20 protein-coding genes are annotated in these 21614 nt (G+C 65.2%); 12 read left to right on the top strand and 8 right to left on the bottom strand.

The window, feature by feature from the left end:
• Positions 1-53 precede the first annotated feature (53 nt).
• Positions 54-1229 carry a hypothetical protein gene (locus tag IPP90_22225; protein ID MBL0173353.1) on the bottom strand — a complete coding sequence of 392 codons (1176 nt, stop codon included), beginning with the start codon at positions 1227-1229 and terminating at the stop codon, positions 54-56.
• Between the two features lie 106 nt (positions 1230-1335).
• Between IPP90_22225 and IPP90_22220 the strand changes: the two genes are divergently transcribed.
• The 10 genes from IPP90_22220 to IPP90_22175 all read left to right on the top strand — a co-directional run bounded on the left by IPP90_22220 (position 1336) and on the right by IPP90_22175 (position 13310).
• Complete coding sequence (locus IPP90_22220; GenBank protein ID MBL0173352.1) at positions 1336-3801, top strand: hypothetical protein; 2466 nt, start codon at positions 1336-1338, stop codon at positions 3799-3801.
• Between the two features lie 3 nt (positions 3802-3804).
• On the top strand, positions 3805-6351 hold the full coding sequence (hrpB, locus tag IPP90_22215) for an ATP-dependent helicase HrpB (GenBank protein MBL0173351.1): 2547 nt from the start codon (positions 3805-3807) through the stop codon (positions 6349-6351).
• A 37-nt stretch (positions 6352-6388) separates the two neighbouring features.
• A complete protein-coding gene (locus tag IPP90_22210) occupies positions 6389-7405 on the top strand; it encodes a flippase-like domain-containing protein (protein ID MBL0173350.1) in 1017 nt (338 codons plus the stop codon).
• On the top strand, positions 7402-8358 hold the full coding sequence (yedA, locus tag IPP90_22205; protein MBL0173349.1) for a drug/metabolite exporter YedA: 957 nt from the start codon (positions 7402-7404) through the stop codon (positions 8356-8358). Before IPP90_22210 ends, yedA begins: the two co-directional genes overlap by 4 nt.
• 99 nt (positions 8359-8457) lie before the next feature.
• Entirely contained in the window at positions 8458-8814 is a 357-nt protein-coding gene (locus tag IPP90_22200; GenBank protein MBL0173348.1) for a hypothetical protein, read from the top strand.
• Positions 8815-8995: 181 nt separating this feature from the next.
• Positions 8996-9586 (top strand): MarR family transcriptional regulator, encoded by a 591-nt coding sequence (locus tag IPP90_22195; protein ID MBL0173347.1) that lies wholly within the window; start codon positions 8996-8998, stop codon positions 9584-9586.
• A gap of 10 nt (positions 9587-9596) precedes the next feature.
• Entirely contained in the window at positions 9597-10763 is a 1167-nt protein-coding gene (locus tag IPP90_22190) for an aminotransferase class V-fold PLP-dependent enzyme (GenBank protein ID MBL0173346.1), read from the top strand.
• Complete coding sequence (locus IPP90_22185; GenBank protein MBL0173345.1) at positions 10760-11746, top strand: D-glycerate dehydrogenase; 987 nt, start codon at positions 10760-10762, stop codon at positions 11744-11746. Before IPP90_22190 ends, IPP90_22185 begins: the two co-directional genes overlap by 4 nt.
• 17 nt (positions 11747-11763) lie before the next feature.
• Complete coding sequence (locus IPP90_22180; protein ID MBL0173344.1) at positions 11764-12591, top strand: alpha/beta hydrolase; 828 nt, start codon at positions 11764-11766, stop codon at positions 12589-12591.
• Positions 12592-12593: 2 nt separating this feature from the next.
• Positions 12594-13310 (top strand): DUF2461 domain-containing protein, encoded by a 717-nt coding sequence (locus IPP90_22175; protein ID MBL0173343.1) that lies wholly within the window; start codon positions 12594-12596, stop codon positions 13308-13310.
• Between the two features lie 31 nt (positions 13311-13341).
• Here IPP90_22175 and IPP90_22170 read toward each other — a convergent pair whose 3' ends face one another.
• Complete coding sequence (locus IPP90_22170) at positions 13342-14325, bottom strand: hypothetical protein (GenBank protein MBL0173342.1); 984 nt, start codon at positions 14323-14325, stop codon at positions 13342-13344.
• A gap of 47 nt (positions 14326-14372) precedes the next feature.
• Between IPP90_22170 and IPP90_22165 the strand changes: the two genes are divergently transcribed.
• The gene (locus IPP90_22165) at positions 14373-15191 is read left to right on the top strand and encodes a hypothetical protein (GenBank protein ID MBL0173341.1); all 819 of its coding nucleotides are present in this window, start codon (positions 14373-14375) and stop codon (positions 15189-15191) included.
• On the opposite strand, the gene IPP90_22160 is transcribed toward IPP90_22165, so the two are convergent.
• A complete protein-coding gene (locus IPP90_22160; protein MBL0173340.1) occupies positions 15192-15425 on the bottom strand; it encodes a hypothetical protein in 234 nt (77 codons plus the stop codon).
• 87 nt (positions 15426-15512) lie between these two features.
• On the opposite strand from IPP90_22160, the gene IPP90_22155 reads away from it, so the two are divergent.
• Positions 15513-16337, top strand: coding sequence for a DUF4159 domain-containing protein (locus tag IPP90_22155; GenBank protein ID MBL0173339.1), 825 nt, complete (start codon positions 15513-15515; stop codon positions 16335-16337).
• A 2-nt stretch (positions 16338-16339) separates the two neighbouring features.
• Here IPP90_22155 and ccoS read toward each other — a convergent pair whose 3' ends face one another.
• From ccoS to ccoG, 5 genes are read right to left on the bottom strand one after another with little or no spacing between them, the layout of a single operon-like run.
• On the bottom strand, positions 16340-16483 hold the full coding sequence (ccoS, locus tag IPP90_22150; protein MBL0173338.1) for a cbb3-type cytochrome oxidase assembly protein CcoS: 144 nt from the start codon (positions 16481-16483) through the stop codon (positions 16340-16342).
• Entirely contained in the window at positions 16480-18924 is a 2445-nt protein-coding gene (locus tag IPP90_22145) for a heavy metal translocating P-type ATPase (GenBank protein ID MBL0173337.1), read from the bottom strand. Before IPP90_22145 ends, ccoS begins: the two co-directional genes overlap by 4 nt.
• 10 nt (positions 18925-18934) lie before the next feature.
• Positions 18935-19651, bottom strand: a complete 717-nt coding sequence (locus tag IPP90_22140) for a sulfite exporter TauE/SafE family protein (protein MBL0173336.1) — start codon at positions 19649-19651, stop codon at positions 18935-18937.
• Positions 19648-20175, bottom strand: coding sequence for a FixH family protein (locus IPP90_22135; protein MBL0173335.1), 528 nt, complete (start codon positions 20173-20175; stop codon positions 19648-19650). The genes IPP90_22140 and IPP90_22135 overlap by 4 nt, the downstream gene beginning before the upstream one ends.
• Positions 20172-21596 (bottom strand): cytochrome c oxidase accessory protein CcoG, encoded by a 1425-nt coding sequence (ccoG, locus tag IPP90_22130; protein ID MBL0173334.1) that lies wholly within the window; start codon positions 21594-21596, stop codon positions 20172-20174. The genes IPP90_22135 and ccoG overlap by 4 nt, the downstream gene beginning before the upstream one ends.
• Positions 21597-21614: the final 18 nt, after the last annotated feature.

Here is a 21614-nt window from a genome sequence, read left to right as displayed (position 1 = left end):
ATCTCCTGAAAGAGAAGAATCGCGACCGATCGGGGCGTGCCTGTGCCCCCCGATCACGAAAACCCAAGCACCATGGCCACGGCGTTCAATTCCAACATACTCGCCGCACTTCCCTGCGCGAGCCGCGGTGATCCACCACCGCGGCCACCCACGGTTTGCAGGGCGGCGCGCAAGGCCTGACCGGCATCGACTCCGCTGTGTTCGGACGCGCCCAACATCACACCGTTGGTGGACGGGCTGAGCTGCAGCACCATGCACGGTCCCAGCGCCAATAGTGCCTGCACCAAGGGCTCGGCATCCCGAACCGGTCCCGCAACGGGATCGAGGCGAATTCGTCGAACTCCCAGCGGGTTGACGGTCGTTTCGTCCCACCGCGCTTTCGCTTGGTTGCCCGCGAGCTCCGTCACCAGCTTCTTGCGCTCGCGGTCCAATTCCGCCACCCGCCGATGCTGTGCCTCCACCAGCGTCGGGAGGTCTTCGGGCGATGCGGTGAAGATTCGCGCGGCCGAGGAAAGCAGTGTGGCGTCGGCGCGCGCGCGTGCCACGGCCCGCAGACCGCACACAAACTCCAGCCGCGTGTTTCCCTTCGTGCGCTCCATGCGGCGTAACAGCATGGATCCAATCTCACCGGTGTGCGCCACATGTGTGCCGCCGCAGGCGCTGCGGTCGAGACCCTCGATGGTCACAATGCGCAGCACGCCATCCCGATCGCTGGCCTTGCGCAGTCCCCTCGCCTGCGCAGCGTCCTCGAACGACACGGCAATCGCGCGATTCTCCGCCGCCAGCCGATTCACGCGCTGTTCGATCTCCGGCAGCAGCGCCGGATCGATGCTGTTCGCCGCCACGTCCAGCGTGTTGGTGTCGTCGCCAAAGTGCACGCTTACGGTGGGCCAGCCATAGGCGTCGGCCAGCAATGCCGACAGCAGATGCTGTCCGGAATGCTGCTGCATATGATCGAATCGTCGGGTCATGTCGATGGCGCCATCCACTCGATCGCCCACCGTGCACGGAACTGGTTCGGCGCACACATGTACGACCCGCGATTCCTCATCGATCACGTCCACCACGTCGATGCCACTCAGTTGACCGATATCGTGCAGTTGCCCGCCCGACGTGGGATAGAAGGCCGTCCGGTCGAGCACCACTCGTCGTCCGTTATCCTCAAGGGCGACCATCAGCGCCGAGAATCGGGCCAGCCGCGGATCGGTGTAGTAGAGCCGTTCGGTCATGAGGGCGTTGGTGCAACGGTAAGGCGCGATGCGACGCGAAGGATAGGTGAACGGCGTGACGCACGCGTATCTTTGGCAGCATGACCGCCACGCCCGAGGCAATATGATGCCGAACCGCCCTCCGCGCGGCACCGTTCGCACGCGGACGTTCCGCGCGTCAGTGCTGTGCGCCGTGCTGGCGAGCATGGCGTGCTCCGGAGTATTCGCCTCACGGAGGTCTGCCGCCAAAGTCAGCGCCGACGAGGGGGCTGTGAGCCGCCAACCTCGTCGAACCCGCGCGACGGCCGCCACAGTACTGCCGCCGCGAGCACCGAATCCTGCCGAACCGCCCGACGCCGAGCCCGAACCGATTGCGTCCGATTCTGCCGGCGTCGCCCGTCTGATTCGTCTGGCGCACGTGTGGCACACGGTTGCGCTTCATCATCCCTGGGTCGCCACTCGTGGCGTACCGTGGGATTCCGCGCTGATCGTCGCGGCCACCCGTGTCCGGAGCGCCACCGATGATGCGGCGTTGACCACCGCCTATGCCCGATTGTTCGCGAACCTGGGTGATCCGCTCACGCGAGTCGAGCCTGCGGTGATGGCCAACCCTGCATCCGTCGCCGTCACCACTGAGCGCACGGGCGACAGTATCGTCGTGATTCACATTGCCCCGTCCGCCCCGCTTGACGCGGCTGATTCGGTGCTTGTTGTCACAACGATCGGCCGTTTGCCGACGCGGGTCGTGTTGGACCTGCGCGGTGCGCCGGTCACCGATCCCCTGGCGCGCGCCGTGCAGTTGGAGCACTTCCTTGCCCGCACGGGTCTTACCGATCAGTTGCTGCGTGGGACGGTGGCGGCACCCGCTGAGCGCACGCGCCGCATTGGCGTCTGGGCGCCAGTGGATGATGGCCGCGGCGCACGCGTCTTTCACGACGGATGGCAGCAGGGCATTGAACCCACCTATGTCGGGCACGCCACCGGCTCGCCGCGTATCATCATGCTTGCCGATTCCGGAACAGTGCTGCCCGGCGTGTTGCTGGCCCTGCACGACGCGGCGGGAGCAACGCTCGTTGCCGACGGCGCGCTGCGCGATGCGGCACCGGTGCAGCGCGTGCGCATTCCCATTTCTCCCGCACTGGTGGCGTCGGTGCGCGTGGGAGAGCTGGTACACGGGGACGGATCAGTCGATGTGACTCCGGATACGACCGTCATCGGCGCTTCGTCGAGTGACGGGGCGATGGCAGTGGCGATGACCGTGCTACGGGCCACCGCGCCGCTGCCATTGGCCGAGCGACCATTGCCCATGCTCGTGGCACCAGCCGCCACGCCCGTCTTTTATGACACCACCGCCTACCCGTTCATGGGTGCGCGGTTGTTGGCGGGCTTTCGACTGTGGAGCGCCATGCGTGCGCGTCATGCGTACCGGGATCTGTACGACGACGACCTGGATGCGGTCTTCGAGCGCGTCATACCCCGATTGGAAGCCGCGCGAAGCGCGGAGGACTATGCGAAGAGCATCGCGGAGTTGGCGGCCTCGCTGGATGATGCAGAAGGTGTGGTGAAGGGAGCGTCCTATGACGCGGTAGTGGGCACGGCCGCCTTGCCCTTTCGCCTGCGGTATGCCGAAGGCCGTGTCTTCCTGAGCGATATCGTGCGCGATTCGGTCACCACGACGTTGGGATTGGTACCGGGCACCGAGATCGTGGCGTTGGACGGGTTCCCGACCGTCGCGTGGCTCTCCGAACATCGTCGCGTGGCGCCGGCGACGAACGATTGGACCCGCACGCGCCTCCTGATGCAACAGATGTCACGGGGTCGCCCCGGAGACGCGATGGTCCGCGTTCGCGATGTGAACAATCGCGAGCGCACACTGTCCGTGCCACGACGCATCTCGTATCGCGATGCCCTTCCAACCACGGAGCGTCCATTGGGTGCGCCCGTCCGTCTGGTTGGGGAAGGCGTCGGCTATCTGGATGTCGAGCGGCTGACGGATGCCACCGTGGATAGTGCGTTCGCCACACTGCACTCGGCGCGCGGCGTGGTGCTGGACCTGCGCGGCCACCTGACCATCGACGACATGCGACTGCTGCGCCATCTGGCCGCGAAAACGCGCGCCGTCGTCGGTCGCGCGGTGCAGCGCTCCCTGGCGTCGCCGTGCCAGTCCGCCATTCGCGAGGCCGTGCTGGAGTGTCCGGATGTGCGCGAGTCGCAGTCGTGGTGGCGCACGGTCGATACATCGGCGCTATTCACAGGGCGCATCGTGGCGTTGATCGATGAGCGCACGCAGGGCGCGATGGAGCGATTCGCGCTGTCGCTGGAGCAGCTGACCGCCGTGACCTTCATCGGCAGCGCCAGCGCCGGTGCGTTGAGCTGGACCACACCATTGTCGCTCCCCGGGGGGCTGACGGTGGGGATCGCCACGCAGGAGATACGGCGCGCCGATGGTGGACAAGTCCAGCGCGTGGGGCTGAATCCGGTGGTGGATGTGCGACCGACCGCTCGCGGTGTGCGTGCCGGTGACGACGAGGTGTTGTCGCGCGCGCAACAGTGGCTGCAACAACAACTCGAGCCGCCGCGTAGGCGGCGGTAGACCGTGCTGCCAATCGACGACGCGCTTCCCGCATTGCACGCGGCGCTTGCGTCGCATGCCAACGCCGTGTTGGAGGCGCCACCCGGGGCCGGAAAGACCACGCGCGTGCCGCTGTCATTGCTCAGCGCCGAGTGGCTGGAGGGACGTCGCATCATCATGCTGGAGCCACGTCGCCTGGCGGCGCGCGCCGCGGCCGGCTACATGTCACGCACCCTGGGTGAACGCGTGGGCGAGACGGTGGGATATCGCGTGCGCGGGGATACCCGGGTCTCGGCTCGCACGCGCCTTGAAGTGGTGACCGAAGGCGTGTTGACGCGCCTGTTGGCCGGTGACCAATCGCTCGAATCGTACGGTGCGGTGGTGTTCGACGAGTTTCACGAACGTTCACTGCACGCCGATCTGGGTCTCGCGCTCACGTTGGAAACACAGCAGCACCTGCGTCCGTCGTTGCGCGTGCTGGTGATGTCGGCCACGCTCGATGGCGATCAGGTGGCGCGCCTGCTGGGGGACGCGAACTCGCCGGCGCCGGTCGTGCGAAGCGACGGGCGGATGTTCCCGGTGGAGACCCGATATCGCGCACCGCGCGCCGGTGAACGCACCGAGGCGACTGTGGCGCGCACCGTGCGGGAGTCCCTGGCCAATGACCGTGGCGACGTGCTGGTGTTCCTTCCCGGCATGAATGAACAACGGCGCGTGGCCGAACGGCTTGCTGGTGATCCGTTGCTGGCGACTCATCGGGCCACGGTGCACGTATTGCATGGCAGCCTGCCGGTCGCGGAACAGGATGCGGCCATTGCGGCGGCCCCACCGGGCCAACGCAAGATCGTGCTGGCCACCAGCATCGCCGAGACGAGTCTGACCATCGAGGGGATACGCGTGGTCATCGACAGTGGATGGTCGCGTCTGCCGCGATTCGACGCGCGTGCAGGATTGACTCGGCTCACGACCGTGCGCGTGAGTCGGGCGTCCGCCGATCAACGCCGTGGGCGTGCCGGGCGCGTGGCGGCAGGCGTGTGCTATCGTTTGTGGGATGCGGCAGAGGACCACGGACTCATGCCGCGCACCCGTCCGGAGATTCTCGACGCTGAACTCTCGACGCTGGCGTTGGAGTTGGCGGACGCCGGTGTCAGTGATCCGAGCATGATGCGCTGGATCGATCAACCACCGGCTGGCGCGTTCGCGCAGGCGCGTGAACTGCTTGGTCAACTGGGGGCGCTCGACGCCGCCGGGCGCATCACACCGCATGGGCGGCAGATGACGCACATGCCGCTGGCACCGCGTCTCGCGCATCTGTTGCTCGGTGCAGAGCGCCGTGGTCTCGGGCGGCTGGGCGCCGAGATCGTGGCCCTGTTGGAGGAACGCGACGTGCTGCGCGGCGATGGTGCGCCGCCGCCGTCCGACGTGCGGCTGCGTCTTGAGGCGCTGCGGCGCACGTCGACGGGCGACGACATCGGCCTCCACGGCGCGTCCATCGACCGTGACGCCATGCGCCGCGTGCGCGAGCTGGTGTCGCAGTTGCAACGACCGCGGACGCGTGGCGCCGATGTGCATTCGGCGCCGGAACATCCGGCTGATGATCTGGAACACACGGGCGTGCTGCTCGCCTTGGCCTATCCCGACCGCGTGGCGCAACGGCGTCCGGGGGCTGATCCACGATTCCTGATGCGCGCCGGCACCGGCGCGTCCGTGACGCGCAGCGATGCACTGGCCGGCGCGGAATGGCTGGCGATCGCGGAACTCGAAGGGGCGCCCCCCGAGTATCGGGTGGCACGCGCCGCGCTGCTGTCGCGCGACGAGGTGCTGGAGGATTTCGGATCGGACGTGGTGACGGAAACCGTGGTCGAGTGGCATGAGGCATCGCAGAGCGTGCGTGCGCGCCGCCGCTCGACACTTGGCGCGATCGTGCTGGACGAGCACGTCGTCAATCAGGTGGACACCGCGCGCGTGCGCGAGGCGTTGCTGATGACCATCCGCCGTGTGGGGGTTGATGCGCTGCCGTGGAACGAAGGCGGTTCGCGCACCCGCGCGCGCCTGGCCTTCATGCACCATCACCGTGCCGAATGGCCCGATGTGAGCAGTGAAGCCCTGGCTGCGTCTCTCGATATCTGGCTCGCACCACATGTCCACGGACTGCGGCGATGGAGCGAACTGGCGTCGCTCGACTGGAGTGAGTTGATGTTGACCCTGCTGCCGTGGGAACATCGGGCGGCGCTGGACCGATTGGCACCGACGCATCTCGAGGTGCCCAGCGGCTCGCGTATTGCGCTGGACTATAGCAATCCGGCCGACCCGATTCTGGCCGTCAAGCTTCAGGAAGTTTTTGGCTGGAGCGCCACGCCCTTGCTGTGTGACGGTCGTATTCCGGTGACCATGCACTTGCTGTCACCGGCGCAGCGCCCGGTGCAGGTGACGCGCGATCTGGCCGGCTTCTGGCGGACCTCGTACTTCGAGGTGCGCAAGGAAATGCGCGGCCGTTATCCTCGACACCCGTGGCCCGAGGATCCGCTGTCCGCCATTGCCACACGCCGCGCGAAACCGCGGGGAACGTAGGGACAACAGGCCCGCCCCCTCGACTAAGTTGCGCTCCATGTCCGTCACCCGCTGGCTGTTCACCGCCCTGTCGTTTGCCCTGATGTTCGGGGCGTCCGCCTGGGTGGTAGCTGGAAATTGGCCAACTGGCGGAATGCCGCTCCTGGCATGGACCGCGCACGCAGGGGCGCTGACCGCCGTCGCCATCGAGGTGACGACACGGGCCCTCAAGATGCAGGCCTCGGCCATTGCGGTAGGTCTCCCTCTGCGGTTCGGCACGGCGCTGCGAGTCTGCCTTGGTGGTGACTTTGCGGCCGCCATCACGCCCGCCAGATCGGGGGCCGAACCGGCGCGCTTCCTGGTACTCGCGGAAAGCGGGATGCCGGTTGCTGGTCGCGTGTTGGTGCTTTTTCTGGAGCTCTTTCTCGAGATGTGCTCACTGGCCGTCGTCTGCGTGGCACTCGCATGGTTGTTTCAGGGCCGCGGCGCCAGCGTGCGGGGGCTGTTGGCGCTCGTTGGCGGTTACAGCACGGCCGTACTTGGCGCCGGTGCCATCGGCGTGCTGCTGGCCAGACGCAACGCCCATGGACCGCCACCCGCGTGGGCTCGCCGCATCGGCGTTCATGCGGGACGGTGGCGCGTCCTGCAGCGCACGTTGCGTCAGCTTCGCTCGTCGGTGCAGGCGCTGCGTCAGGCGAATCCGCGATTCATGCTCGCGGCATTCCTGGGCTCGGTGGTGCATGTGCTGTGCAAGGTGGCCGCGTTGCCGTTGCTGGTGTTCCTGGGCGATCGATCGTTTGCACTGACTATGGACACGCTGGCACCGCTGGTGCTCTGGCCGCTGGCGCTGTTCTACGGTGGCGTGGTGGTGCCTGCGCCGGGCGGTGGTGGTTTCATCGAAGGCGCGTTCGCGGTGACACTCAAGTCCGCGATTCCGGTTGGCATCTTCGCCGCAACGCTCCTCTGGTGGCGCTTCTACACGTTTTATCTCTATCTCGTTGTCGGTGGACTTGCTGCGGGCGACGCAGCACTTCGAGCCATTCGCCGGCGCGAAGCCACCGAGTCCCTGTCATGACCCTCTCCGAGTCTTCCGCCCGCGCCGCGTCGGCGCCGGCGCCCGCGAGTCGCAACCGGCTCGTGCTGGGGTTTCTGGTCATCTACGTCGTGTGGGGATCGACCTATCTGGCCATACGATGGGGCGTGGAGACGATCCCGCCATTTGTCATGGGTGGCGTGCGATTTCTGATTGCCGGTGGACTGCTCTATGGCTTCAGTCGTTGGCGCGGAGCCGCCGCACCATCGGCCATCGAATGGCGCAATTCCGCGATCATCGGCTTCCTGTTGTTGTTCGTCGGCAACGGTGCCGTGTCGTGGTCCGAGCAGCGGGTGAGTTCGGGCATGACGTCGTTGATGGTGGCCACCGTGCCGCTCTGGCTGGTGTTGTGCGAGGTGGCGCAGGGCAAGCGACCGGGATTTGCGAAATGGGCTGGCGTCGCGCTTGGACTGGTTGGCGTGGCCCTGTTGGTGCTGCCTGCCGATGGCCAGATCAGCAGCGCGGCAGTGGCACCGTCGGGCGCCATTGTGCTGGCGTGCGGATCGCTGTCCTGGACCATTGGTTCGCTGTACTCGCGCACGGCCCGTCTGGCCAAACCCGCCGCGTTGGCCATCAGTATGCAGATGCTCGCCGGCGGCGTGATGCTCATGGTGCTGTCCGTCGTCAGCGGCGAACTGTCGCACGTGCATCGAGACGCTATCACGCTGGCGTCGGTGTATTCGCTGGCGTACCTCATCGTGTTCGGTTCGCTGATCGGTTTCAGCACCTACATGTGGTTGCTGCGCGTGGCGAGTCCGACGGCCGTGGGCACGTATGCATACGTCAATCCGGTGGTGGCCGTGCTGCTGGGGGTGGCGCTGGCCGGCGAACGAATGCCGCCCCAGGCGCTGCTGGCCATGCTGGTCATTGTCGGCGGGGTCGCCATGGTGAGCCTGGGAGGTCAGTTCGGGGGAAGACGCGCCGCCAGGACGTGATGGCGTATCGCTTTGACACGTAACCCGACCGCGAATCCTGCGACCGGCTGTTCCCGTAGGGTGACTGGCAGTCTTCCACCTTCTCCGAGAATCCGCCCCATGCGCACCCACATCAAGATCGTCGCGATCGTCAACCTCCTCTTCAGTGCAATAGGATGTCTGGCGGCCGCCAGCGTGCTCTTCAGTGGCGTGTTTGGATCGCTGTTCTCCGGCAGCCTGATTGGCGCCATTGTTGGTTCCGTCGCCAGCGTGGTCATGGCGGTCATCATCGGCGCGCTCAGCTTCTTTGGACTCATCGCCGGTTTCGGGCTGCTCAATCACCAGCCGTGGGCGCGCAACGTCATTATCGTCGTGTCGGCATTTCGCCTGTTCCGCTGGCCGATGGGGACCCTGTTCGGCGGTTACTCGCTCTGGGTGCTGTTTCATGATGAGACGAAGGCGATTTTCAGGATGTAGGTGAAAGAAGACGGGAGACGGGAGAGGGGAGACGGGAGACGTCCGGCCGACCGGATGTCTCCCGTCTTCCGTCTTCAGTCTCCCGTCTTGTATCTCCCCGCCCCTGCCCCCCGCTCCGTGGCCGCTACGCCAGTACATTTCGGTCTGACGAAATGCGGCAGGACCTCCCGGAGACAGGACGATGAGCGGAAAAGGCGACAAGAAGCGGCGACGGGCCCTTGATGCGTACGGTCGGCTGCAGCGCGCGGCCGGCCTCGCGGCCACCAGGGTGGAGGCGGCCGTGCACCCGTTCGGTCTGTCGGCATCGCAGTTTGGCGTGCTCGACACGATTGCCGCCCGCGGCGCGGTGCATCAACAGGAGCTGGCCGAAGCGCTGGGGCGCAGCAAGGCCCAGATGACCGCGATCATCGACGCGCTCGAGTCACGCGGTTTGGTGCGACGCGAACGACATGCCACCGACCGTCGCTTCATCACGGTGCACCTGACGGACGCGGGGACTGCTGTGCTCGAGCAGGCGACACCTGCCCGCACGGCCGCTATCGTCGATCTCATGAGTGAGCTCACCGGTGAGCAGCGGGCACGCCTGGCGCGCCTCTGTCGTCGACTGCTGCGCACGCTCGATCCGGACGAGGCCGAACGGGAAACCGAATCCGGGGAAGCCGAATCCGGGGAAGCCGAATCAGAGGCCGATGCGGACTCCGACGAAGTCGAAGTGACCGACAGCGTGGACGTTGAGGACGCGATCCCGGAACACCATCCACTCCCATCCTGATCATCGAGACATGGCTGGCCGACACTTTCTCCAGATTCCCGGTCCGACCCCGATACCCGATCGTCTGCTGCGCGCCATGCATCGCGCCAGCGAAGATCATCGGTCTTCCGCGTTTCCGACGCTTACCCGTTCGATCCTGTCGCGCCTGCCGCAGGTGGTCCACCAGACGAAGGGCGAGCACTTCGTGTTCCCGTCGTCGGGCACTGGCATGTGGGAAGCGTCGCTGGTCAACACGCAGAATCCCGGCGCGCGCCTGCTGGCGGTCCGACTGGGGCAGTTTTCACACCTGTTCATTCAGGCGGCTCGCAACCTGGGATACCACGTCGATGTGATCGAAGTCCCGTGGGGCGAATCGGCACCCGCCGATCTGATTGAAGCGGCGCTGGTTGCCGACACGGCGCACGAAATTCAGGGCGTGATGGTCGTGCACAACGAAACGGCGACGGGCGTGACGAACGACATTGCCGCGGTGCGCGATGCGATGGATCGCGCCAGGCATCCGGCGCTGTTGTACGTCGATGGCGTAAGCTCGATTGCCAGTCTCGACTTTCAGTTCGATGCGTGGGGAGTGGACTGTTCGATCGCCGGGTCGCAGAAGGGATTCATGTTGCCCGCCGGTCTTGGCATTCTGGGCATGAGCGAAAAGGCGTTGGAGCGCGTGGCGACCGTCAGCACGCCGCGATCGTATTTCGACTTGCGGCCGATGCGCGACCAGAATTCGCGCGGCTACTTTCCGTATACGCCGGCACTGTCGTTGCTTTTTGGACTGGACGAGGCGTTGACCATGCTGCTGGAGGAAGGCATGGATGAAGTGGCGGCGCGGCATCGTCGCATGGCCATTGGCGTGCGCGCCGCGGTGAAGGCGTGGGAGCTTGGCGAATGCGCGAAGCGGCCGGAGATTGCGTCCAACACGCTCACCGCGGTGGTGATGCCCAGCGGCTTCGACGCGGGGCGGGTCATCGAGCTGGCCTTCAAGCGCTACGATGTCTCGCTGGGTGCGGGGCTGGGCGAGTTGGCTGGCAAGGTGTTCCGGATCGGTCATCTGGGCGACATGAATCCCCTCTCGTTGGCCGGCGCCATGAGTGGCGTCGAGATGGCGCTGGCGGACGCGGGTGTGCCAATCACGCTGGGTGCGGGAATTGGCGCCGCGTTGTCCACGTGGCGTCTGCCGGCGTGAGCGGCGAACGACCAACCGTCGTCGTCACGCGCAAGCTGCCGACGACCGTGGAGGAAGCGATCGCGTCGCGGTATGACGCGCGCTTCAATCGCACCGACGTGTCGCTCTCACCCGAGCAGATGTCACAGGTGCTGCGCACCACGGATATCGTACTGTGCACCGTCACCGACAAGCTCCGCGCCGAGCTGTTCGAGGGTCCGGTGAAAACGCGCCTGCTGGCCAACTTCGGCGTGGGTGTCAATCACATCGATCGTGACGCCGCGCGTCATGCCGGTGTGCAGATCAGCAACACGCCTGATGTGCTCACAGACGACACGGCCGATCTCGCGTTGGCGCTGCTGCTCATGACCATGCGTCGCCTGGGTGAAGGCGAACGCCATCTGCGCAGCGGGGCGTGGTCAGGATGGCGCCCCACGCATCTGATGGGCCACAGCCCGCACGGCAAGACCCTGGGGATCATCGGCTATGGACGCATTGGCCGCGCGCTGGCGCGCCAGGTGTCGTCGGCTTTGGGCATGCACGTGATCTGGTATGCTCCGCGTGATCCGCGCATCGACGATCCGGCCACGGCCGGCCCGGCCACGGCCGAGCGGGTGGCGTCGGTGGACGTCCTGTTGGAGCGCGCCGACGTGGTGTCGCTCCATTGTCCGGCGACGCCCGAGACGCGTCACCTGATCAATGCCGAACGGCTCGCCCGCATGGGCCCGAAATCGTACCTGATCAATACGGCGCGGGGCGACATCGTCGACGAGTATGCGCTGACGAGTGCGTTGCGCGAGCGCCAGATCGCCGGCGCCGGTCTTGACGTGTATGAGTGGGAGCCGACCGTAGTGGCGGAGTTGCGCGACATGGAGAATGTGGTGCTGTTGCCGCATATGGGTAGCGGCACGGTTGAAACCCGCACGGCCATGGGAATGCGGGCGCTGGCCAACATGGATGCGTTCGTGGCGGGGCACCGACCGCCGGATCTCGTCGAGTTCTGATCGATGGCGGGCGCCTGATGGTCCACGCCGGATTGCTGGATGATGTGAATGCCGCGCTGCCCGCCCCACGGCGTGTCGGCTCGCTTGACCACTATCCAGAGGTGCGCTCGCGCTTCCTGCCGCATGCGCACGATGTCGTGGTGTGCGTCCCGCCCGAATACGAATTGGAACCGGAACGCCGGTATCCGGTGCTGTATCTGCACGACGGACAGAACGTGTTCGACGATCTGCCGATGTCGCCCTTTGGTGTGCAGTGGGGTGTCGACACGACGGCGCGCGCCCTGATGCATGCCGGGATCATCGAGCCGATCATCCTGGTGGCCATCGGCAACGCGGGGCGCGATCGCATCGATGAGTACACGCCGACCCGTGACAATGCCCATGATGCCGGCGGCATGGCCGATCGCTACGGCCAGATGCTGGTGTACGAGATCAAGCCGTTCATCGATCGCCACTATCGTACGCGACGTGGCGCGCGCGATACCGGGATGGTGGGCAGTTCGCTGGGCGGACTGCTCACGCTGCATCTGGGCCTGACCCACCCGGCCATCTTCGGCAAGCTGGCCTTGCTGTCACCGTCGGTGTGGTGGGACGATCGGTGGATTGTCCGTCAGTTGAACATCGTCGATGATCGCGCGCCAACCTTGTCGATCTGGCTGGACGTGGGGACCGGCGAGAAACGCATGCTCAAGGGCACACGCCTGCTGCACCGCATGCTGCTGCGCAAAGGCTGGCAGGCTGGTGTGGATCTGCACTACCTGGAAGACGATGGCGCGTTGCACGACGAACGCGCCTGGGGCCATCGCACCGGCCTCTTTCTCCGGTTTCTCTTTCCGGCGCATTGACCATGGAAACGTTCCGCGGCTTTCCTCCACGCGCGATGAGTTTCCTGCGCGGTCTCAAGAAGAACAATCGCAAGGACTGGTTTGAGGCGCATCGCGACGACTATGAGGAGGCGCTGCGTGCGCCGATGCGCCTGCTCATCGAGGACGTGGATGTGCGACTGGCGTCGTTCATCCCGGAAATTGTCGGTTCAAAGAAGTCGATGTTTCGCATTCATCGCGACGTGCGCTTCTCCAACGACAAGTCGCCGTACAAGACCAACGTGGCCTGCTGGTTCCCGCATCGTGATTCCGGTGGCGGTGTCGGTGGCGAAGCCGTGCACGGTGGCGCCGGGTTCTACTTCCACATGGAGCCGGGCGAAATGATGTGCGGCGGCGGCATCTGGATGCCACCGCGTCCGGCGCTGAACCAGATTCGTGGCGTGCTGGCCGACGACCACGAGGGTTTCGCCGACATCGTGAACAACCGCACGTTCAAGCGGCGATTCGGATCACTGAGTGAAGAGTCGATGCTCACGCGCATGCCGCGTGGCTATGACCCCGATCATCCGGCCGGCACCTGGCTGCGCTATCAGTCGTTCACGGCCGGATGCGCGCTGACACTGGACGACGTGCAGAGTGCGAAACTGCCGGATATTCTCGCCCGGCACTATCAGGTGATGACGCCGTTCGTGCGGTGGTTGAATAGCGCGCTGGGACTGAAGCCGAGTTCAAGTCGCTGAACCGATTGATGTCGTGGTGCGAACGTCCGACCTACGGCGTTCGCGTGAGTTCCCCTTCGGCCGCCAGCACCCCAAACGAGCCCCACGCCGGACTGGCATCGAGTCGCTTCCAGAGATCGCGCGCCTCATTCCGTCGACCGTTCAGGAAATGCCACATCGAGACGCCGTAGGCCGAGGTGGCATCTGCGACATTAGCGGCTGACGCACCGGGAAACACCGACTCGACCGGTTCCAGCCCGGCAAACAATCGCATCAAGCGCAAATACGACTGATTCTCAATGAGCGTCGGGTTCTCGCGCGCAATGGCCAGTGCGCTGTCGGCGGCCGCAGTCCGCGCGAGGCGCGCGAGCACCAGATAGCGCCAGTATTGCGAGGCGACCATCAGGTCCGGATTGCTCGACACGCGCGCGCAGGAGTCCCACGCCGCAAGCGCCTGCGGATACTTGCCATCCACGTAGTAGGCGAGTGCCAGATGGTACCAGATATTGAATTGCAGCGTGCTGAGCGGAATGTTGCGGGCGTTTGGTGCCCCGTCAGGCTCAATCACATCGGGCTGACCCCGGATGAGCGTGGCCGCCTTGGCCAGATCCTGCGTCGCCAGCATCGGGCGACGAATGGTGAGGTACCGATGCCCGCGATGCCGCAGGAATCTCGCATCGCGCGGAAAGCGGTCGACGCCGGCCGTAAAGGTGTCTATGGCCTCGCGGTATTTGCCGAGATAGGCAAGCCGTCGACCCACCCAGATGAGCGCGTCGGGGCTCTGCGGGTTGACGCGCAGCGTATCGGCTGCGGCCGCCAGCTGGGCGACAAGCCGGGCGCGGGTGGCATCGTCCAAGGGCGGGCGCTCGAGCTTCCTGCCCGTGAGCGATCCCGCCTCGGTGGTCAGGTCGGGACCTGCGGCCGTCCCCGGTGCCCAGCGGGCGCACGCCAGGGTCATGGCCATCGTGATGGCTGACAGCACGAGCGCGCCCACACGTGCACGGCGCGGCCGGTGGGATCCGAGGGGCTGGTTCATGTGTTGATGGGTACCGCGAAGCCAACCCCTCGGCAAGATTGCCTGCCATGTCGAAGTCGCTCAAACTCGTGCTGGATATCCTGATTGGCGCGGTCGCACCGGTCCTGATCCTCAAGTACGGCACCAAGCCCCTGGGCACGCTGCCAGCGTATCTGGCCGCCGCGCTGATACCGGTTGGTTGGGTATTACTCGACCTGTTGGTGCTCACGCGCCGATTCAACTTCATCTCGGCCTATGGCGGCTTTGGCGCCGTGATGCGTGGCGTGCTGGCGTTCTGGTATGTGGACGGCGCGCTCTTCGCCTTCAAGGACAGCGCGAGCTACCTGCTGGCCGTGTTCATCTTTGGTGGTTCGGCGTTTCTTGCGCATCCGGTCACCCGGGCGATTGCGCTGCAGGGACTCGATCCGGACACGCCGGAACGCCGGTCGGCGATGGATCGCTTGCTGGCCGAGCCGACGGTCGTGCGATCGCTCAAGCAATCGGCACTGATCATCGGCGCAACGAACCTGATTGCCGGTCTCGTGAACTACGCCATCAACTTCAAGATGGTCCTGGCGCCGTTCGGCACGCCGGTATTCAACGATCAGGTGGCGAACGTCAATGCCATCACGCGCATCGTCCTCGCGCTGCCCGACATGCTGGCGCTGTTCTGGGCATTCTCCATGATGTACAAGGCCCTGTATGCGCTGCTGCCGGCCGACGAAGGCACCGACCCGCACGCGGGCGATTTCTGGGAGCAGGTCAAACGCCGCGAAGACGCACTCGACCTGGTGCACACCGGGGAGCATGGGGCCGACGGCGCGAGCACGTCGGTGGTGCAGTTGCAGGCCAATCGTCAGGCGCGCGAAGAGTTCGGGCTGTCCTGATTACGGCTTCTCCAATCCCGTGTGCTTGCGTCCATGATCGATGGCATGCTCGCGCACTGATTCCATGATGCGCGCCATGTCGGCCTGATAGCGGGCGCGCTCGTCGTTGGTCCAGAGGTCGACATTGTGCGCGGCGCGGATCGAGGCGAGCATTTCGTCGACCAGTTCGCGCAATCGCGGGTTGGACCGGCGTTCGACGCCGTTGGGACCGGCGGGTGATGGCTGAGATGTCATGTGGGGTAATGTCCCACCGGCACGCGTCTACAGACAAGCCCGCCTTATCAGGCATATGGCGACCTCGACCGTATCGAAGCATAGCTCATGCCGAATCGTACTGTATCACTGGTGGTGGTTCTGGTGACCGGCGTGCTGGTCAGCGCGACGGTCGCGCCAGCGCAGCGACGCTTCGGCCGTTCGGCCGCGTGTGCCAGCAACTGGGACGCCGAGAACTATTTCGTCTCGCCCTTCTTTGCAGGTAACCCGACGTACGACGGCCGGGTGACGTTCGCCCGCATCAAGTACCGGGGTGCGTACGAATGCGGCAGTGAAGGGCCCGGATGGGCGCACGACTATCCGCGCACCGAATCGCACTTCATGAAGATTCTGCGCGAGCTGTCCACGATACGCGCCTTCGTCGAACGCGGACCCATCATCGGGAGTGTTGTCGTACGCCTCGATGAACCGGCGATGTTCCGCTATCCGGTGGCGTACCTGTCCGAACCCGGCGGGTGGGTATTGAGCGACGCGGAACTGCTGGGGCTTCGCAAATACATCTCGCACGGGGGGTTCATCATCTTCGATGATATCGAAGGCGATCCCAATCCCGACTACCGCAATCTGGTGGAACAATGGCGCCGCGCATTTCCCGGCGCGCGCCCGCTGCCGCTCACCAACGCGCACCAGATCTTTAACAGCTTCTTCAAGATCGATCTGGCCAAAATTCCCAGCAAGACGGGCCGCTACACGCCTGAGTACCTGGGATTCTTTGAGGACAATGATCCGAGCAAGCGAATGCTGGCCATCATTGACAACTACGCCGACGTGGGCGAGCTCATTGAGTTTTCGGATGAGGGGTACAACATGGTGCCGGCCAATGAAGCATACAAACTATGGGTCAACTACTTCGTGTACGCCCTCACGCACTAGCCTTACTCCGAGTCGTCGTGCAGCATGCGCACCGCCGGCGTGTCCATGTCGTCGAACTGCCCGCTGCGGGCCGACCACACAAAGGCCAACACGGCCACGGCCACCACCACCAACGCCAGCGGCAGGACGATATACAGGACGCTCACGTGGTGCTCCGGGAGAAGGACTTTCCGTACCACGACCCCAGCACGACGATCAGCGAGCTGGTGGGCATGAGAATGGCGGCGATTAACGGATTGAGCAAACCGAAAACGGCCAGCCCGGCGCCAATGAGGTTGTAGCCAATGGAGAAACCGATGTTGCGCCGGATAACGCGCATGGTATTGCGCGCCCCGTCAGTAAGCTCCACCAGCGCCGAGAGCCCAGGACGTGTGAGATAGATGTCGGCGGTGCTCAGGCACGCTTCCGCGCCGCCGTGCACGCCGATGCCGACATGCGCCGCTGCAATGGCCGCCGCGTCGTTCACGCCATCGCCCACCATCACCACGCGCCCCGTCGCCTTGAGGCGCTCGACAAACGCGAGTTTGTCTTCCGGAGACGCGGCACCAATCACATCCGACGTCGCAAACCCCAGTGACGCACCAACGGCGCTCACCACATCGGGCGCATCGCCGCTCAGCATGATGGTACGCCAGCCGGCGGCACGCAGTTGGTCCAGCGATGATTGTGCATCGTCGCGCACGCGGTCGCCCAGTCCGGCCGCGGCGACCACCACGCCATTCACGGCGATGTGCACGGGCGTCAGCGTGCGATCCATCAGCGCGATCCTTTCACGCAACACCGCATCACACTCGGCGGTCGCCTCCCGCACGAATCGTGGAGATCCGACACGCACTCGATAGCCGTCCACCACGCCTTCCAGCCCACCGCCGGCCACGTGGCGCGACTCGGTCACCTCGCCGCGTGACACGTCCGTCCACGCGCGACGGAAGCCATCGGCCAGCGGATGCGACGATCCTTCTTCAAGCGCCAGGACCAACGGCTTCACCCATTCGGGACCCACCCACGACACCAGCGCCGTCGTGCCCTCGGTGATGGTGCCGGTCTTGTCGAGTACCAGCGTGGCCGGCTTGGCCAATAGTTCGAACGCGTCTCCGCCCTTGATCAGCATACCGCGCCGCGCTGCGCGTCCAACCGCCACAGTAATTGCCAGCGGTGTGGCCAGCGCCAGGGCACACGGGCAGGTCACGATCAACAACGCGATGGCGTCATCAAGTGCACTGGCCGAGTGGAGCTGCCACTTGATGGCCCAGGTGAGGGCGGCCGCGGTCAGGACAACCGCGACAAAGATACCGGCCATGCGATTGGCCAGTTGCACGACCGGTGCCCGTCGACGCGCACTCTCTTCCACTTGTTGCATCAACTTCGCGATGCGGCTGGTCTCGCCCGCTTCCTCCACCCGCACGCGCAACGGCGATTCGATGTTGAGTGTTCCGGCAAACACCCGCGCGCCGCCGGCCACCGCCACCGGGCGTGATTCTCCCGTCAGCAGCGCCGCATTCACCGTGGAGCGTCCGTCCACAACGGCGCCGTCGGCGGCAAAGCTCTCGCCGGCGCGCACCTCGAGAATCATGCCCGGCAGCAGCGCGTCCGACGGAATGTCATGGACGCCCGCGTCGTCGACAATGCGAGCTGACATCGGGGCGATGGCATGCAGCAACTCTGCCGCATCGGCGGCCATGCGCTGACCGCGCTGCTGCAGAAAGCGACCCACCAGCAGCGCGAAGATCAGGATGGCCAGTCCGTCAAAGTAGATCGGCCCCGTGTCGGTCACGGTATTGATCGCACCGCGAAGGAGACCCACCGCCAGGGCAATCGCGATGGGCAGGTCCATGTGCAGCGATCGGGTGCGCAACGCCGCCAGTGCGCCGGTGAAGAACACGCGACCCGGCCAGATGAAGGCCGGCACAATCAGTCCAAAACTGATCCACCGGAAGAACCGGGTGAACGACGCGTCCATGCCATTCACTTCACCGCTGTACAGCGCCAGTGCCGCCAGCATGATGTTGATGGCGATGGCGCCGGCAATGCCGATGCGCACCAGCATGGCGCGATCCTCGCGCCGACGCATGGCGTCACGTGACACTCCGCGAAACGGGTGCGGCGGATACCCGAGGCTGTCCAGCGTGCGGGCGATGCGCGAGAGCGGCACGGTGGAGCGGTCCCACTCCAGCACGGCCAGCGAACGGCGTACATCCAGTTCCGCACGCAGCACCCCTGGAACCACCAGCGGCACGCGCTCCACCAGCCACACGCACGACGCGCAATGCACACCCTCGAGGTACAGCTCGGTGCGCGACAAACCGTCGGCGTTCACGCGCACATAGCGGTCGCCGAAAGTCGGATGATCGAACTCCTCGTAACTCCGGCCGCTGGCGCGCACTGGTGATTCGCGTCGCTCGGCGAAGTCGTAATATCGATCGAGCCCGTGTTCATGCAGGATGGCATAGACCGCGCTGCAGCCCGAGCAGCAGAACTGTTGCGGGGCATCGTCCACGAGGAGACCCGGGGGGACCGGCAACCCGCAGTGCGTACAGGCGACCTCGGTCACCGCCTGTTCGTCCACCTCGGCCGATGCTGATGCCATTCGGAGCGCGTCAGTGGCCATGGGTCGCCATGTCGTGCGCCATGGTGGTCGTGGGCGCCATTCCCAATCGGCCGCTCAGTGCAAGCAACCCCATGAGCATCACCGTCACCGCGCCAAGGGTCGGCAGCTTGCGGCGGAGTGGACCGAAGACGCGCTGCGCACCCAGGCCAACCGTCACCAACGCCGGGACCGTGCCCAGCCAGAAGACGGCCATCACCAGCATGCCGTCGCGGACATTGCCCGTGCCGCCCGCGGTCGCGACAAACACATAGAGCCACCCGCAGGGCAATAGCGTCGTGCCCAGTCCGGTGAGCGCCGCGCGTATAGCCACCGGTTGCCCACGAAGGCCATGCAGCATGCCGCCCAAGAGGCGTTGCCACCGCTGCGAGAGTGCGAGCGAGCCGAATCCGAGACGTACGCCGCGTTGCGCGGCAATCGTGCTGATGCCCCATGCCACCATGAGCGCGCCGGCCATGATGGTGGCGGCCTGCGTGACACCGGCGAGCGCGCCGATCCGAGTGATGCCGGAGCCCAACGCGCCAGCCAGTGCGCCCAGCACCAGATACGACACGAGCCGTCCAAGATTGTACAGTGCGTGCGCACGCACTGTTGCCGCGTCAGCGCCAGAACCACTGGAGTACATGCAGACAAAACCGCCGCACATGGCGGCGCAGTGTACGCTGCCCAGCAAGCTGGCCGTCAGGACACCGAGTGCCGCCGCGATCACCGTTCGCTGCCGCCCTGATGGATCGTGTCCGTGGTGGTCGGAGTGCCTGCCGCCGCAACGTCGGTGCGGGTACTGGCCACGAAATGATCGGTGCCGCGCACCGCGTCAACGCGTACTTCCCACTGTCCTGCGACGTGGGCCGCCAGCAGCGACTGGTAGCGACCCGGCGCGACCTCCGTGAGCGTGGCGGAAACCAGGTCATTGGAGCGAATGTTGGCCAGCGCCACGACGGACACCGTGGCACCCTGCACCGGCCGCTGTTGCGCGTCCAGCAGTGTCACGGTGAGCATCGGCCGACCGGCCGAGTCGCCGGCGACAATCGTGGATGTGGCGGTCCAGCCCAGCGTGGCGCTGCGTCGCTCTTCGGCGATGGTGGAGTCGAAGGCCACCGCCTTTTTGTAGTAGTCCGGCTCGATGGCAAACGACGGATCGTTGTTGGCGACCCGCATGACCACCAGGTTGGCAATCACGGTGATGCTGAGTATTGCCACAATACCGATGGGCCATCCCATGCCGGGCTTCATCGATTGCTGCCGTTGGAGGGACCCAGCAGTCGATAGTTGACCGTCTCGGTGTACGCCTTGCTGTCGGTGAAATTGATGGTGATGCGACGCTCACCGTTGACGAATGCCTTGCGCGGCAGCAGGACAAAGACACTGGTGGTGCGCGTGGCGCCGGCCTTGACGATCAATGGATTCTCCGGGGCGACGACGGTGATCTCGGACTTGTCGACGTCGGTTCCCTCGAGTCCCCCGAACACCAGCCCATACTGCTGATCGTTGCCGCGTCGATTGGTGATCTTGATCCGGATCTGGTTGGATACGCGGCCGTCGGCTTCTTCCGTGAAGGGTGCGTCAACGGCGCGCAACACCGTCACGTCGGCGGGTGCCTTCATGATGAGTGCGGCGGCGAGACCGCCCAACAGGATGACCAGCACCGAGGGATACAGCACCGTGCGCAACCGCAGCAGTTTGCGCGGTTTGCCGGCAATGGCATCCTGCGAGGAATACCGGATGAGACCGGTGGGCTTGCCGACCCGCTTCATGACGTCATCACAGGCGTCGATGCACTGCGTGCAATGCACGCATTCCATCTGCAGCCCGTTGCGGATGTCGATGCCGGTGGGACACGTCTGCACACACGCGCCGCAGTCGATGCAGTCACCGGCCTTCGGATCGCGGTCGTGGACCAGATGCCCGCGCGGCTCACCGCGCACGTAATCGTAGGCGACGATCACCGATTGCCGGTCGATCAGCGCCGACTGCCAGCGCCCGTACGGGCAGACGATGAGACAGGTCTGTTCACGGAAGTAGGTGAAGTTGAACCACACGATCCCCGTGAACACCACCACGAAAAAGAAGGCCGTGGGATGCGCGGACGGTGAGGTGCCCACCCAGTGATAGAGATTTTCGGTGCCGACGAAAAATGCCAGCAGGGTATGCGACACAAACAGCGACAGCAGGAAGAATGTGATGTACTTGGCGATGCGCCGCGGCGTAAACCACGCGTGCTGCTTGTCAAGATTGCGCGAGCCGGTATAGCCGCCATCGAACCAGCGACCGATGGGACGAAACAGATATTCGAGATACACGGTTTGCGGGCAGGCCCACCCGCACCATGCCCGCCCGAAGAACGCCGTGAGCAGAAAAATTCCAATAACGCCGCTGCCCAGCACCAGCATGAACAGCAGGGTATCCGTGGGCAGGAAGGTGTAGCCCATCAGCGTGAACTGACGGCGCGGCAAATCCATCAGGAAAATTGGCTTGCCCAGAAATCGCAGATGGGGCGCGGCGAAGAAGAGCACCATCAGGGCATAGGCGACCGCGCGCCGCCGGTTCCACCATTTGCCGTGCGAGGGCTTGGGGCGGATCCAGCGGCGCGTTCCGTCTTCGTTCATCGTCGGCAGAACACGTCGGCCGGCGCTTGGTGCTGCAGTGGTAGTCACACGTCACTCACGGCGAGA

This window comes from Gemmatimonadaceae bacterium (assembly GCA_016720905.1).
GTDB lineage: Bacteria > Gemmatimonadota > Gemmatimonadetes > Gemmatimonadales > Gemmatimonadaceae > Gemmatimonas.
This window is presented reverse-complemented; position numbering and strand designations above follow the sequence as displayed.